Consider the following 12024-nt stretch of genomic DNA (forward strand, 5'->3'; position numbering starts at 1 on the left):
ACGTCCAACTCCACCGCATCGCCCCAACAACGACCGGCGAGGACGCTCCATTTCGAGGTTTTTCAGCAGACTGCTAGTCGAACCAGGCGGCGTAGATCTTCCTGTAGCTGCCGTCCTCCATCGAAATGTGCAGCCACTGGTCGACGAAAGCCTTCAGCGCCATGTCGCGCTGGAGCCAGTAGGCCTTCTCCGAGAAGTCGAACGGCTTGTCGGGATGCACCGCGCAGAGCACGCCGGAATGCTGCTTCTGCTGGTAGCGGGTCTCGGAGGCGTCCGTCATCATCAAATCGGCGTTGCCCTTGGCGATCTCGTCGAAGATCACGGTGTTGTCGGAGAAGACGTTGATCTCGGCGTCCTTGATGTTGGCGCGCGCGAACCGCTCGTTGGTGCCGCCGGGATTGACGATGACGCGGGTGCCCTTCTTGTCGATGTCGGAGATGGTCTGGTACTTGCCGACGTCGGCGCAGCGTGCGATCGGCGTCTTGCCTTCACGCATGATCGGCATCGAGAAGAAGCCCTTCTTCTGCCGGTCGAGCGTGACCGAGACGCCGCCCATGGCGATGTCGAACTGGTCGGCCTCGAAGTCCTTCATGAGCTTCGGCCAGGCCGTCGGCACGAATTCGACTTTGACGCCGAGCGCCTTGCCGAGTGCCTCCGCCATGTCGACGTCGAAGCCGCTGAACTGCTGTGTCGCCTTGTCCAGGTAGGTGAAAGGCTTGTAGTCGCCGGTCATGCCGACGCGCAGAGTGCCGCGCTTGACGATCTCATCGAGGCGCGACGGCGCCGGCTGCTGTGCATATGCCGAAAAGTTCGCCAGCAGGACGGCGGCCAAAGCCGCCACGATTCGAACGATCATCTCTTTTCCACCCATGCCCGAGCTGTCATTGTGCAGCTCTTGAAACTTGGATTTAGACCAGATGCCCGTCGCTGGCGAGGCGGAATTGAAGGGAATTTAGGGTGACGATCTCGATGTATGACGCCTCGGTCGGCGTGTTCGTGCCGTATCTGCGCAACCTGTCGGCACTGCTGGACAAGGGCGTCGCCTATGCCGAAAGCCGGAAGTTCAATCCGGCCGTCCTGCTCGGCATGCGCATGGCGCCGAACATGTACGATCTGGCGCAGCAGATAGGGGAGGCGTGCCGCCATGCCACGGTCGCGCCGGCCTTGCTGGCCGAGCAAGAGCCGGTGGCGCTGCCGGCGCTGGAGCACGACATCGCCGGGCTTCAGGCGCGCATTGCGACGTCAATCGAGTTCATCGAAAGCCTGTCGCGCGCCGAGATCGATAGTGCGGCGGAACGGAATGTCTTCTTCAGGCTGAAAAACGGGACCGAGCTGCCCTTCACCGGGCGGACGCTGCTGCTGACGTTCAGCGTCCCGCAATTCTTCTTTCACGTCACGACATCCTACGACTTGCTCCGGCATGCCGGCGTCGAGCTCGTGAAGCGGGATTTTCTCGGCCCCCGCGAGCGCTAGGCTTCGCCCCTGCGCTCGTAATCGGCGAGCGAGCTGCGGCCGGCGATCTCGCTGCGCAGCTCCTCGAAGCGCCGATGTGCCTCGTCCTCGTGCGCGTCGACGAAATGCACCGCGGCTTCGCTCGTCATCGGGCCGCTGATCACGGGCGCGGACTGCTCGCCGATGGTCTCGTGGACGTAGAACTGGCCGTCATCGCCGCGATGGACCGTCCATTTCAGACGGATCGCCACCATCGGCCCCGGACCGACTTTGCTGTAGCCGTCCGCATCGGTGTGCTCCGGCACCAGCGGTTGCTCCTCGACCACGGGATGCTCGTGCTCTTCAGCGACCGCATGCTCGTCGGCGATCGGATGCTCGTCGGTGACGACCTGCTCACCGGCGACCACCATTTCGGTCTCGGTCTCGCGCTCGGGGTGCTCCAAAATGCTCGCGATGGTCGCCAGCGCGTGGTCGGTCGGGTCGATCTCTGACAAGGGTTCATCCTCCAGCTCGACGCGGCCGGCAAGTCTGTCCCACTGCCGCCGCGGCCGGCCTTATTACGCGGATTTGATTAAGGCTGAGTTTGGGCTCGATCTGCACCAAAAATGGGACGCATTCTGGCGTTCCGGAGGCGGGCGGATAACCGCCCGCCCGGAGGTCGGCTCAGCCGAGCACGTCCTGGTTGATGATGTTCTGCCGGATGGGATCGCCGTCCAGCACACTGAGGATGTTGCGAGCGGTCTGCTCGCTCATGCGGCTCACCGCCTCGACGGTGACGCCGGCGACGTGCGGGGCCATGATGACGTTGGGCAGCGCGAACAGGGCGTTGCTGACCGGCGGCGGCTCAACCTCGAACACGTCGATACCGGCACCGGCAATCCTGCCGGAGACCAGGGCGTCGTATAGCGCGGCCTCCTTCACGATGCCGCCGCGTGCAGTGTTGATGAGGTAGGATTTCGGCTTCATCCGGCCGATCCGCGCCGTATCGAAGAGGCCGACGGTTTCCGGCGTCTTCGGGCAGTGGATGGTGACGAAGTCGGCGTTGGGCAGCGCTGCGTCGAGATCGGCGACGGGCTCGCAGCCCGCGGCCTTGATCTCGGCGGCAGGCTTGTAGGGATCGTAGACCTGCACCTTCATGTCCATCGCCAGGCAGCGCTTGGCGGTGCGTGTGCCGATGCGGCCGAAGCCGATGACGAGCACGGTCTTGCCGTAGAGATCGAACGGCAGCATGCCGAGCCGGTCGGCCCATTTGCCGTCCTTGACGCAGGAATGCATTTCCTGCGCGCGCTTGGCCAGCGTCAGCATCATGAACAGCGCCTGCTCGGCGACCGAGGGCGAGTTGGCGCTGCCCGCGACCATCAGCGGCACCTTGCGGCGGGAGAGGGCGGGTACGTCGACGGCGTCATAGCCGACGCCGATGCGGGTCACCACCTTCATGTCGCGGGATGCCTCGAGCTCGGTCTCGCCGAAGGCGGTGGCGCCGAGCGCCACGCCATGGACCGGCGCGTGGCTCTTCAACAGCGCCTCAAAATCCTTCGCCGAGATCAGGTTTGGAAATTCGACGAGCTCGATATCGTCTCGCTGGGTGAGGAGGGCGCGGGCCCCTTGCGACAAAGTTTGTGTAACGAAAATCTTCTTCTTGTTGGTCGCCATCGCTCCCTGCCTGCTTGCATTTCTTGGACCTGCGTCACAACACGACGCCGGTGTCTTCGTTTAGCAGGTGCATATTGTTGAGGTCCATCGCCAAACGCATGGGTGCCCCGTCCTTGGCGCCGGCGTTGGGATCGACGCGGCCGCAGACCGGCGTGCCGTCGAGGCCGAAATAGACCAGGGTCTCCATCCCCATCGGCTCGGTGACGTCGAGCACGGTATCGAAGGTCTCGACGCCCGGCCCCAGATGCGCATGCGACTCGGTGAGGTGCTCGGGCCGGAGGCCGAGCAGGAGCTTGTCGGTGCGCGGCAACGCGTTGTAGCGCGTGGCGCGAGCCGGTGGCAGGGCAAAGGCGATGCGGTCGGTGAGGCGGATCTGGAGCGCGCCACCGACATCCTCCAGCCGGCACGGGATGAAATTCATCGCGGGCGAGCCGATGAAGCCGGCGACGAAGCGCGTCGCCGGCTTGTGGTAGAGCTCGTTGGGCGTGCCGATCTGCTCGATGCGGCCCTTGTTCATCACAACGACGCGGTCAGCCAACGTCATCGCCTCGACCTGGTCGTGGGTGACGTAGACCGTGGTGGTGCGCACCTTCTGGTGCACCTTCTTTATCTCGATCCGCATCTGCACGCGCAGCTTGGCGTCGAGATTGGACAGCGGCTCGTCGAACAGGAACACTTTCGGATTGCGCACGATGGCGCGGCCCATCGCGACGCGCTGGCGCTGACCGCCGGAGAGCTGCTTCGGCTTGCGGTCGATCAGGTCGGTGATGTCGAGGAGGCGGGCGGCTTCCGTCACCCGCGCCTTGATCTCGGCCTTGGGATAGTGCTTCAGGCGCAGCCCGAACGACATGTTCTCCGCGACCGTCATGTGCGGGTACAGCGCGTAGTTCTGGAACACCATCGCGATGTCGCGGTCCTTGGGCGGCACGTCGTTGACGACGTCGCCGCCGATCATGATGTCGCCGTCGGTGATGTCCTCCAGTCCCGCGATCATGCGCAACGTCGTCGACTTGCCGCAGCCGGAGGGGCCGACGAGCACGATGAACTCGTGGTCGGAGATATCGAGATCGATGCCGCGCACAGCTTCGACATCGTCGTAACGCTTGATCACCTTGCGCAGGGAAACGTCGGCCATTGAACTTGAACCCCTCGATATCAACCCTTCGTCGCGCCGGCGGTCAGGCCGGCGATGTAGTAGTCCATCAGGAAGGCGTAGATGATCAGCGGCGGAGCTGCGCCGAGCAGCGCCCCGGTCATGATCTGCCCCCAGTTGAAGACGTCGCCCTTGATCAGCGTGGTAGTGATGCCGACGGGCAGCACGAGCTGGTCGATGGACGTCGTGAACACCAGGGGATAGAGGAACTGCGCCCAGGATACCGTGAAGGCGAAGATGGTTGCCGCGATCAGCCCGGGCAGCGCCACGGGAATGAAGATCCGCGTCAGCGTTTGGAGCCAGGATGCGCCGTCGATGATCGCGGCTTCGTCGAGTTCCTTCGGGATCGACGCGAAGTAGCCGATCATGATCCAGGTGCAAAACGGCACCGTCAGCGTCGGATACACGAACAGCAGCACATACCATCGGTTGAGCAACGTGATGCCGGTGAGGTCCTGAACCAGCGCCAGCATCTTGAACAGCGGGATGAAGAGGAGGCTGTCCGGGACCAGGTAGGTCAGGAACACGCCGGTCGCGAGCGTTGTCGAGCCCCAGAACTTCATCCGCGCGAGCGCGAAGGCCGCAGGGATGCTGATCAGCATGGTGACTATCACAACCACCAGCGACACGATGGTCGAATTCCAGAAGAACCGGAGGAATTGGTTCGACGTCAGTAGTTCGACATAGTTTGCCAGCGTCGGGTGGAACACCCACCACGGATTAGTCGCAGCCGAGATCTCCGCGCTGCTCTTGAGCGAGGTGATCACCATGTAGAGCGGCGGCGTCAGAAAAAAGATCGCAAACAGCACAAGGAAGAAATAGGACCAGCGCAGCGCCCAGGCACGGTCGCGGCTCATGCTGCCATATTTGACCTTGCGCCGGGGGCCCGCCTTGTCGATCGCCATTGTGCTCATCAGGATTCGTTCCCGCGCTTGTTGACGTCGCGCAGGATGAATATCGCTGCGACGGCGAGGATTGGGACCATAAACAGCGAGACGCTGGCGCCGAGCGGAATGTCGTTGCTCTCGATGCCGACCCGGAACGCATAGGTGGCAAAGATCTGGGTCTGGTCGAGAGGCCCGCCTGAGGTCAGGATGCGGACGATGTCGAAATTGGCAAAGGTGACGATCAGCGAGAACAGCGTCGTGATGGCGATGATGTTGCGCATCATAGGCAGCGTCACGTACCAGATCTTCTGCCACCAATTGGCGCCGTCGATTGCGGCGGCCTCGTAGAGCTGGTCCGGCACCGATTTCAGTGCCGCCAGATACATAATCAGGAAGAACGGCGCGCCGTACCAGACGTTGACGAGGATGACGGAAAAGCGCGCCCAGGCGGCATCGCCGAGCCAGTTGATGGGACCGATGCCGAAAAATGAGAGCGTATAATTGAACGCGCTGTAGGATGGGTCGAACAGCCATAGCCAGGCGAGCGTGCTCATCGCCGGCGGGATCACCCAGGGCACCAGCAGCATGCCGCGCCATTTGCGCTGGCCCTTGGCCGGTATGTTGTGCACGAAATGCGCGACGATGAAGCCGATCAGCGCCTTGAAGAACACGGCCGTAACCGCAAAGATGCAGGATTGCTTCACCACCATCCAGAAAGTCTCGCGCTTGAACAGAAAGGTGAAGTTGCCGAAGCCGACGAATTTCTGCATCGACTTGTTCAGCGTCGCGAGGTGGATCGAGAACAGGGCAGGGTAAAGCACGAACAGCGCGATCAGCAGGATCAGCGGCAGCGTCAGGAAGAACGCCACGGTCGATTTCCGCTTCAACGCATTGTGCAAGCCCGTCCGCTTGTGCGCGCTCGCCGTGCGGGCGACGCGACCGTGCTCAACGACGACATCGGCCATGTCAGTGTCCTTGGGTCAAGCTTCCTTGCGGAATGTCCAACGGCGAAGCCGGCACCTGCGTGTCGGCTCGATCTGCTCATTCCATCGAACGGTGAGGTACCCTGGCGGCTCACGCTGGGATGCGTGAACCGCAAGTGGCACACCCCGGCTTAGGTTCGCATGAAGCCTTCACACTCGCCTTCGCCCCAGGCGAGCGCGGTCTCCAACTTTTCTCCCTGCGCAAACCGCAGCGCCATCTTGGTCAGCGTGGCCTGCGCGTAGATCTGCTGGGCGATCTTCGGCGGCGCCGGAGAGGCCGCAATCGACAGCGTCTGATGATTGTAGGGATTTGGATAGTGGTAGAGCGTGCCCTTCGGCGGGCCTACCTCGGCCCAGGTCTTCAGCGTCGTCATCTTCGCATAGGCCGGCAAATCGTAGCCGCCGCTCGCCGCGACGAACTTTTCGATCGATGACGGCTGTGACAGAAAAGCCAGAAGGCTCTTGGCCGATGCCTTGTTCTTGGAGAAATTCCAGAGCCCCCAGAAATAGGGCAGGAACGGTGCATACCTGCCTTTAGGACCGGAGGGGAAGCCGTGCGTCCAGCATTGCTCGGCGACCTGCGGCGCGTCGCGCTTGGCGACCGCCCAGGCGCTCGGCGGATTCATGATGAGGGCGCCGCGGCCGGAGATCAGCCATTTGTTGTTCGACGCATCGTCCCAGGACGGTGCGTCCGGCGGCAGGAAGGCGATCAGCTTCTTGTAGTATTCGAGCGCCTGGCGAACCTCATCGGTCTTCACCGTGACATCGCCCTTGGCGTTGACGAGTTCGGCGCCGAACGACTGGAAGATGGCGCCCGCGGTATCGACGCTGTCGGTGGTCTCGCCGAGACCGATTCCGAATGGGAAACCTGCCTTCTGGCAGGCTTCCGCCGCCTTCAGGAATGTATCCATATTCCAGCTATCGGCCTTGGGCGGCGCGCCGACGGGGTACAGTTCCTGGACGTCGATCCCCGCATGCTTCTTCATGAGGTCGATGCGCGAGCAGGGCCCCTTGATCTGGCTCCCCGGGGTTGCCGGGACCGCAAGCCATTTGCCGTCGGCCTTGCCGAGATATTTGACCGTGTCGTTGACCTCACCATTCTGCTTGATCGCCTCCTCGACCACGTCGTTCACCGGTTCAAACTGCTCGGCATATGCATGCGGCCACCAGGTGTACATCTGAAGAATGTCGTGACCGGATTTGGCCTGCGCTTCGGCCGCGACCGTCAACTCGATCTTCTTGTTGTTGCTGGTGATGTAATCGATGGAGACCTCGACCTTCTCCTTTTCAGCCCATTCCTTGACCATGGCGGTGGAGGCGTCGTTGGCACCGGGCACCCAGTGGTCCCAGAAGCCGATCGAGAGTTTGCCGGCGGCGTAAGCGCCCCGGACATAGGGCGCTGTGATCAGCGCTGCGGAGGACATTGCAGTGGCAGCTACAAATTGACGTCGCGTCAGTTTCTTGCGTGACATCTCGTTTCCTCACCTGGATTGTTTTATTGTTCTCGCGTTTCCTCTGGCATTCCGAGTTTTGTTTTTGATTTTTTGTTCGCGTTTCTTGGCGCTACGCCTCGCCGTGAAATCGCGCGAAGTGCAGCAAATTGGTAGCGCGATCAGATCATGATTGATCCCGTCTGTCGAGGAAGCCGAACGGCTCGCCGTCTAGAACTAACGTTGCGTCCGGGAACGCTGCAGCGCCGTCGCGCGACGCGCGCCGGAGGTGAACCTCGGAGGCGCATTTTGCGACGCACACTTCGGGGCAGGGAGCGCGGGACATCTCGTGCGCAATTACGCCGCAGTTTCGAATAAGCCTTCATAACCGCTTCGCGGCAAACAGTTTTCGGGCGTGGACAGCAATTGGCTGCGGCTGGACCGCGAAGCGGCGAAAACGATAGAGTTGCAACCGGCGGGTGGCCCCTACCCGGACAGGACAATCGGATCGACGATGGAGACCAGAATGATCAACCCGGCGCCGCCTGCGCGGCTTCACCTGCGGCGATGGTTCGCGCTGGGCTCCGTGCTCGCGGTGCTGCTCGGCGCCGCCGCGGTGGCGCAGGCGCAAGGCCTGGTCAAGGGCGTTCAGGATGGGGCCGCGGCCGGCAACAAGGCGGCCGGCCCCGTTGGCGGCGTGCTGGGCGGTGCGATCGGCGGCGTGGTCGGTGTCTTCACCGGCGTGCTCGGCGTCAATAACAACAACCAGCCGGCTCCAGCTGCCAAGGACGCGAACAAGGACGCAAGCAAGGATTCCAAGCAGCCGGGCGCCGGCAAGGACAAGGATGCCAAGAGCGCCAAGGAGGCCGCCAAGGCGGGCAAGGGCGCCAAGGCGAGCAAGGAAGCCAGGAATGCGCCGCAGGACAACAAGGACAATAAGGACGTCACTGTCCTCACCCAGCCCGGCGCGCCGCAACAGAGCGCCGAGCAGATCGTCGCCAACAGCGATTCCTATATCGAGCGGATCAAGACCGAGTTGAACCTGACGCCCGATCAAGAGAAGCACTGGTTCGGCTTCTCGAGCGCAATGCACTATCTGGGGCATAATGGCGCGGAGCGGCTCAACCTGCGGATCGCCCGCGCCAAGCGGGATCCGCCTGACGACATCATCGAGCAGATGCGCAACGAATCGCAATTCCTGATCGACCGCGCCTCCGACCAGCGCAACGTCGCCGATGCCGCCGAGCCGCTTTATTCGAGCCTCGACGACAAGCAGAAGCAGGTCTTCATCCAGGAGATGGTGCGCCTCAGCCACGAGCGCGGGCTGGATTAATCAAGTTGAATCCGATTGCGGGCGTCTGAATTAACGGCGCCCGCCACGAATTCGTGAATCCTCTCCGCATTTCGGGTATGGTTAGCTTCGGAAGCTGACTGCGGGGTTGATATGGCGGACGGACTCTCCGTTTTCCTGGTCGAAGACGAGGCGTTGATCCGGATGATGATCGCCGACATGGTGGAGGAACTCGGCCACCATGTCGTCGCAGAAGCGGACAATGTCCGGGACGCGAGCGCCTTTGCGATGACCGCGCAATACGATTTCGCCATCCTCGACATCAATTTGAAGGGCCTCTACGTCGATCCTGTCGCCGACCTGATCGAGCGCCGCGGCAAGCCGTTTCTGTTCGCCACCGGCTACGGGCCGGAGCTGCTGCCGTCCTTGCTCCGGCGGCGGCCGATCCTGCGCAAGCCGATTTCCCTCGACCAGCTCAAGGTGATGATCGATTCGCTGTTTCCGGACGCGGTCGCCAAAACTCCTCACTGAGAAGGCTCCTCATTGACAAGGCTCCTCACTGAGAAGGCGCCGTACTGAGATCGCCAACGAAAATGGCCGCCCGTAAGGGGCGGCCATTTGGCGAAAGAATGTGTCGTGGTCTCAGATCAGGCCGGCGCTGAGGTCGATGCCGCGCGCCATCAGGCCGAACGAGGCGACCAGGCCCATGCAGCAGAACAGCAAGATCGTCTTGAACGAAGAATCGGCAAAACGGGTTTCGACGGCGGCCGGGATCGCGGCAAGCGAAATCATGCTCATGTTCATTCCCCCCTTTGTTGACCCCTGAATTGCATCAGGTAGGGGAAGCTCTTAGAGCAAAAAGTTTGACGCGAGCTTGCGAGGGATCGTTAACGGAATCGCAATCGCTCGCGTATTTGCGCGAGCAGCAAGCGGTGCCGCAAGGCTCAGTTGCGGCCGTTCTTCAGCACGGTGGCGATGGTATGGGCCGTCATGGCGGCGCGATCAGAGGCGCGCTGCGCGGCCAGCCGGTCGCGCGCCTTCTCCTCGATCAGGAGCTCGATCAGGGCCAGCCGCTTGTCATCGTCGTCCGCCTCAGTCAGCAGGCGGTGATAGCGGTGATAGTCGAAACCCAAGTCCTGCTTACGCATGTCACGCCCCCGCAACTACGCCACACACTCCAGGGAATTGTTTCCCATCGGACATAGTCGGGCAAGCACGATCCTGCGTGGAACCGCGCGTTGGCTGCAATCAGCTGTGTATAGTTAACGGACTGGACGGCGTCCGAGCCGATGAAGCCTCATCAATCCGGATTGTGGTCGGCGAACATCTTCAGGCCGACGAAGCTTGCGTCGGGTTTCGTCACCAGCCTGGTCGGGATGTTGCGCAAATAGTCCTGGAAGCGTCCCTTCGCTTCGAAGCGCGCCCGGAACGCGGAAGCGGCAAGGAACTCCGGAAAGCGCGGTACGATCCCGCCGGCGATGTAGACACCGCCGCGGGCGCCGAAGGTCACCGCGAGATTGCCCGCGACCGAGCCGAGGATGGCGCAAAACATCTCCAGCGTCGCGCGGCTGAGTTCGCAACTGCCCTCCAGGGCGGCTTTGGTGATGGCGGCGGCGTCGCGGTGCGGCACCTGGGCGCCGTCGACCTCCGCCAGCGCCTCGTAGAGGTTTTGCAGGCCAGAGCCCGAAAGCGCGCCACGCTCGATGGAGACATGACCGAAACGTCGGCGCATGGCCGCGATCACGCGCTCCTCGCGCTCGGTCTCCGCCGGCAAAGTGGCGTGGCCTGCCTCGGTGACAACCGCCAGCCGGGCGCCGTGACGTTCGACCAGACAGGAGACGCCAAAGCCGGTTCCAGGCCCAACCACCAGCAGCGGCTCTCCAGGGAGGCCGTCCTGGCCCCCGAGCGGGATCAAATCGGCAGGCTTCAGGGCGGGCAGGGACCAGGCCACGACCTCGAAATCATTGAGCACATGCACGCTCTCGAAGCCGAGGGCCGGCTGGAGCTCGTTGCCGTCGATGACCCACGGACTGTTGGTCATGACGCAGCGGTTGTTGGTCACGGGACCCGCGACGGCCAGCACGGCTCGTTTGGGCTGCTTGCCGCCGGACCGGCGAGCAAGAACGTCGGCGATGGCTTCCCGGACGGTCGGGAAGTCAGCGACCTTCACATAGTCGATGGGCCCGGCCTGGTCGCCGCCGTCCGATGCGCTTTCGCTCAGCGCAAAGCGCGCATTGGTGCCGCCGATATCGGCGAGAAGAATCTGTCCTGTCTTGCCGATACTCATGACCTTGTGGCTGCCGCGCCGCGCAGGCTCGCGGGAACCGTTCCCTCCGCTCGATCCGATCCGCAATTTGCGAACGTCTTTAGAATCCGTCCTTGGGTGAGCCTAGTCAACTCGGACAACGCCAAACCGTTGCATCCCAGGTACGACAGGCGCGATATCGCCGCATGTGTCGGTGGTTGCGAAGCCGCGCAGGAAGATCGACATTGGACGGAGCGTTCGGCGCCCGTCGCGCCGGACGGCTGGAACGGGGCCTTGCGATGCAGATTTCCGACCGCGACGTGCTGCTGGTGATCGACGTGCAGAACGACTTTTGCACCGGTGGAGCGCTCGCCGTTCCCGGCGGCGAGAAGGTTGTCCCGGCCATCAACCGAATTGCCGCAAAATTCACCAATGTGGTGCTGACCCAGGACTGGCATCCAGGCGACCACGTCTCGTTCGCACCGAACCATGCGGGCAAGCAGCCGTTCCAGACCATCGAGCTCGACTACGGCACCCAGGTGCTGTGGCCGACGCACTGCGTGCAAGGCACGGCGGGCGCCGAATTCCATGGGGAGCTCGACGTTACCAGCGCAAACCTCGTGGTGCGCAAAGGCTTTCGTCGCGGCATCGATTCCTATTCGGCGCTGTTCGAGAACGACCACCGGACGCCGACGGGCCTGCTCGGCTATTTGCGCGAGCGCGAGCTGAAGACCGTCTTCGTCGCCGGTCTGGCGCTCGATTTCTGCGTTCGCTTCTCGGCGGAAGATGCCCGCAAGGCGGGGTTCGAGGTCGCCGTCATCGAGGACGCATGCCGCGGCATCGATCTCGACGGCTCTGTGGCCGCGACCCATCGGAGTTTTCGCGAGCGCGGTATTTCGATCGTCAGCCTGGAGGCCTTGCTGTGAGGAC

The 12024-nt window shown here is 62.8% G+C and carries 14 protein-coding genes; 4 read left to right on the forward strand and 10 right to left on the reverse strand.

The window, feature by feature from the left end; translation table 11 throughout:
- Positions 1–73: 73 nt before the first annotated feature.
- Positions 74–856, reverse strand: a complete 783-nt coding sequence (locus AC5ZFO_RS39480) for a transporter substrate-binding domain-containing protein (protein ID WP_282519119.1) — start codon at positions 854–856, stop codon at positions 74–76.
- A gap of 113 nt (positions 857–969) precedes the next feature.
- On the opposite strand from AC5ZFO_RS39480, the gene AC5ZFO_RS39485 reads away from it, so the two are divergent.
- Positions 970–1473, forward strand: coding sequence for a DUF1993 domain-containing protein (locus AC5ZFO_RS39485; RefSeq protein WP_282519578.1), 504 nt, complete (start codon positions 970–972; stop codon positions 1471–1473).
- Here AC5ZFO_RS39485 and AC5ZFO_RS39490 read toward each other — a convergent pair.
- The 6 genes from AC5ZFO_RS39490 to AC5ZFO_RS39515 all read right to left on the reverse strand — a co-directional run bounded on the left by AC5ZFO_RS39490 (position 1470) and on the right by AC5ZFO_RS39515 (position 7600).
- Positions 1470–1946 (reverse strand): hypothetical protein, encoded by a 477-nt coding sequence (locus tag AC5ZFO_RS39490; RefSeq protein WP_282519120.1) that lies wholly within the window; start codon positions 1944–1946, stop codon positions 1470–1472. The genes AC5ZFO_RS39485 and AC5ZFO_RS39490 overlap by 4 nt on opposite strands.
- Before the next feature lie 169 nt (positions 1947–2115).
- Positions 2116–3105 (reverse strand): hydroxyacid dehydrogenase, encoded by a 990-nt coding sequence (locus tag AC5ZFO_RS39495; protein WP_282519121.1) that lies wholly within the window; start codon positions 3103–3105, stop codon positions 2116–2118.
- Between the two features lie 34 nt (positions 3106–3139).
- Positions 3140–4240 (reverse strand): ABC transporter ATP-binding protein, encoded by a 1101-nt coding sequence (locus tag AC5ZFO_RS39500; RefSeq protein WP_282519122.1) that lies wholly within the window; start codon positions 4238–4240, stop codon positions 3140–3142.
- 20 nt (positions 4241–4260) lie between these two features.
- Positions 4261–5172, reverse strand: coding sequence for a carbohydrate ABC transporter permease (locus tag AC5ZFO_RS39505; protein ID WP_282519123.1), 912 nt, complete (start codon positions 5170–5172; stop codon positions 4261–4263).
- A complete protein-coding gene (locus AC5ZFO_RS39510; RefSeq protein ID WP_282519124.1) occupies positions 5172–6110 on the reverse strand; it encodes a carbohydrate ABC transporter permease in 939 nt (312 codons plus the stop codon). Before AC5ZFO_RS39510 ends, AC5ZFO_RS39505 begins: the two co-directional genes overlap by 1 nt.
- 149 nt (positions 6111–6259) lie before the next feature.
- Positions 6260–7600 carry an ABC transporter substrate-binding protein gene (locus tag AC5ZFO_RS39515; protein WP_282519125.1) on the reverse strand — a complete coding sequence of 447 codons (1341 nt, stop codon included), beginning with the start codon at positions 7598–7600 and terminating at the stop codon, positions 6260–6262.
- A 484-nt stretch (positions 7601–8084) separates the two neighbouring features.
- Between AC5ZFO_RS39515 and AC5ZFO_RS39520 the strand changes: the two genes are divergently transcribed.
- Together AC5ZFO_RS39520 and AC5ZFO_RS39525 are read left to right on the forward strand one after the other, a co-directional pair.
- A complete protein-coding gene (locus tag AC5ZFO_RS39520) occupies positions 8085–8891 on the forward strand; it encodes a Spy/CpxP family protein refolding chaperone (RefSeq protein ID WP_282519126.1) in 807 nt (268 codons plus the stop codon).
- Between the two features lie 111 nt (positions 8892–9002).
- Positions 9003–9380, forward strand: coding sequence for a response regulator (locus AC5ZFO_RS39525; RefSeq protein ID WP_014495213.1), 378 nt, complete (start codon positions 9003–9005; stop codon positions 9378–9380).
- 111 nt (positions 9381–9491) lie between these two features.
- Here AC5ZFO_RS39525 and AC5ZFO_RS39530 read toward each other — a convergent pair whose 3' ends face one another.
- The 3 genes from AC5ZFO_RS39530 to glk all read right to left on the reverse strand — a co-directional run bounded on the left by AC5ZFO_RS39530 (position 9492) and on the right by glk (position 11136).
- A complete protein-coding gene (locus AC5ZFO_RS39530) occupies positions 9492–9647 on the reverse strand; it encodes a hypothetical protein (protein ID WP_282519127.1) in 156 nt (51 codons plus the stop codon).
- A 146-nt stretch (positions 9648–9793) separates the two neighbouring features.
- The gene (locus tag AC5ZFO_RS39535) at positions 9794–9997 is read right to left on the reverse strand and encodes a hypothetical protein (protein WP_254119546.1); all 204 of its coding nucleotides are present in this window, start codon (positions 9995–9997) and stop codon (positions 9794–9796) included.
- 152 nt (positions 9998–10149) lie between these two features.
- Entirely contained in the window at positions 10150–11136 is a 987-nt protein-coding gene (glk, locus tag AC5ZFO_RS39540; protein ID WP_282519128.1) for a glucokinase, read from the reverse strand.
- A 257-nt stretch (positions 11137–11393) separates the two neighbouring features.
- Here glk and pncA point away from each other — a divergent pair, with 257 nt between their 5' ends.
- Positions 11394–12020: a bifunctional nicotinamidase/pyrazinamidase gene (pncA, locus tag AC5ZFO_RS39545; protein WP_282519579.1), complete on the forward strand. Its 627-nt coding sequence runs from the start codon at positions 11394–11396 to the stop codon at positions 12018–12020.
- The last annotated feature ends 4 nt before the right edge of the window (positions 12021–12024 follow it).

This window comes from Bradyrhizobium sp. Unk1, from assembly GCF_059512345.1.

Coding starts and splice junctions, on each gene's coding strand:
- AC5ZFO_RS39480 (WP_282519119.1), bottom strand. CDS start 856: ATGATCGTTCGAATCGTGGCGGCTTTGGCCGCCGTCCTGCTGGCGAAC.
- AC5ZFO_RS39485 (WP_282519578.1), top strand. CDS start 970: ATGTATGACGCCTCGGTCGGCGTGTTCGTGCCGTATCTGCGCAACCTG.
- AC5ZFO_RS39495 (WP_282519121.1), bottom strand. CDS start 3,105: ATGGCGACCAACAAGAAGAAGATTTTCGTTACACAAACTTTGTCGCAA.
- AC5ZFO_RS39500 (WP_282519122.1), bottom strand. CDS start 4,240: ATGGCCGACGTTTCCCTGCGCAAGGTGATCAAGCGTTACGACGATGTC.
- AC5ZFO_RS39505 (WP_282519123.1), bottom strand. CDS start 5,172: ATGAGCACAATGGCGATCGACAAGGCGGGCCCCCGGCGCAAGGTCAAA.
- AC5ZFO_RS39510 (WP_282519124.1), bottom strand. CDS start 6,110: ATGGCCGATGTCGTCGTTGAGCACGGTCGCGTCGCCCGCACGGCGAGC.
- AC5ZFO_RS39515 (WP_282519125.1), bottom strand. CDS start 7,600: ATGTCACGCAAGAAACTGACGCGACGTCAATTTGTAGCTGCCACTGCA.
- AC5ZFO_RS39520 (WP_282519126.1), top strand. CDS start 8,085: ATGATCAACCCGGCGCCGCCTGCGCGGCTTCACCTGCGGCGATGGTTC.
- AC5ZFO_RS39525 (WP_014495213.1), top strand. CDS start 9,003: ATGGCGGACGGACTCTCCGTTTTCCTGGTCGAAGACGAGGCGTTGATC.
- AC5ZFO_RS39530 (WP_282519127.1), bottom strand. CDS start 9,647: ATGAGCATGATTTCGCTTGCCGCGATCCCGGCCGCCGTCGAAACCCGT.
- AC5ZFO_RS39535 (WP_254119546.1), bottom strand. CDS start 9,997: ATGCGTAAGCAGGACTTGGGTTTCGACTATCACCGCTATCACCGCCTG.
- glk (WP_282519128.1), bottom strand. CDS start 11,136: ATGAGTATCGGCAAGACAGGACAGATTCTTCTCGCCGATATCGGCGGC.
- pncA (WP_282519579.1), top strand. CDS start 11,394: ATGCAGATTTCCGACCGCGACGTGCTGCTGGTGATCGACGTGCAGAAC.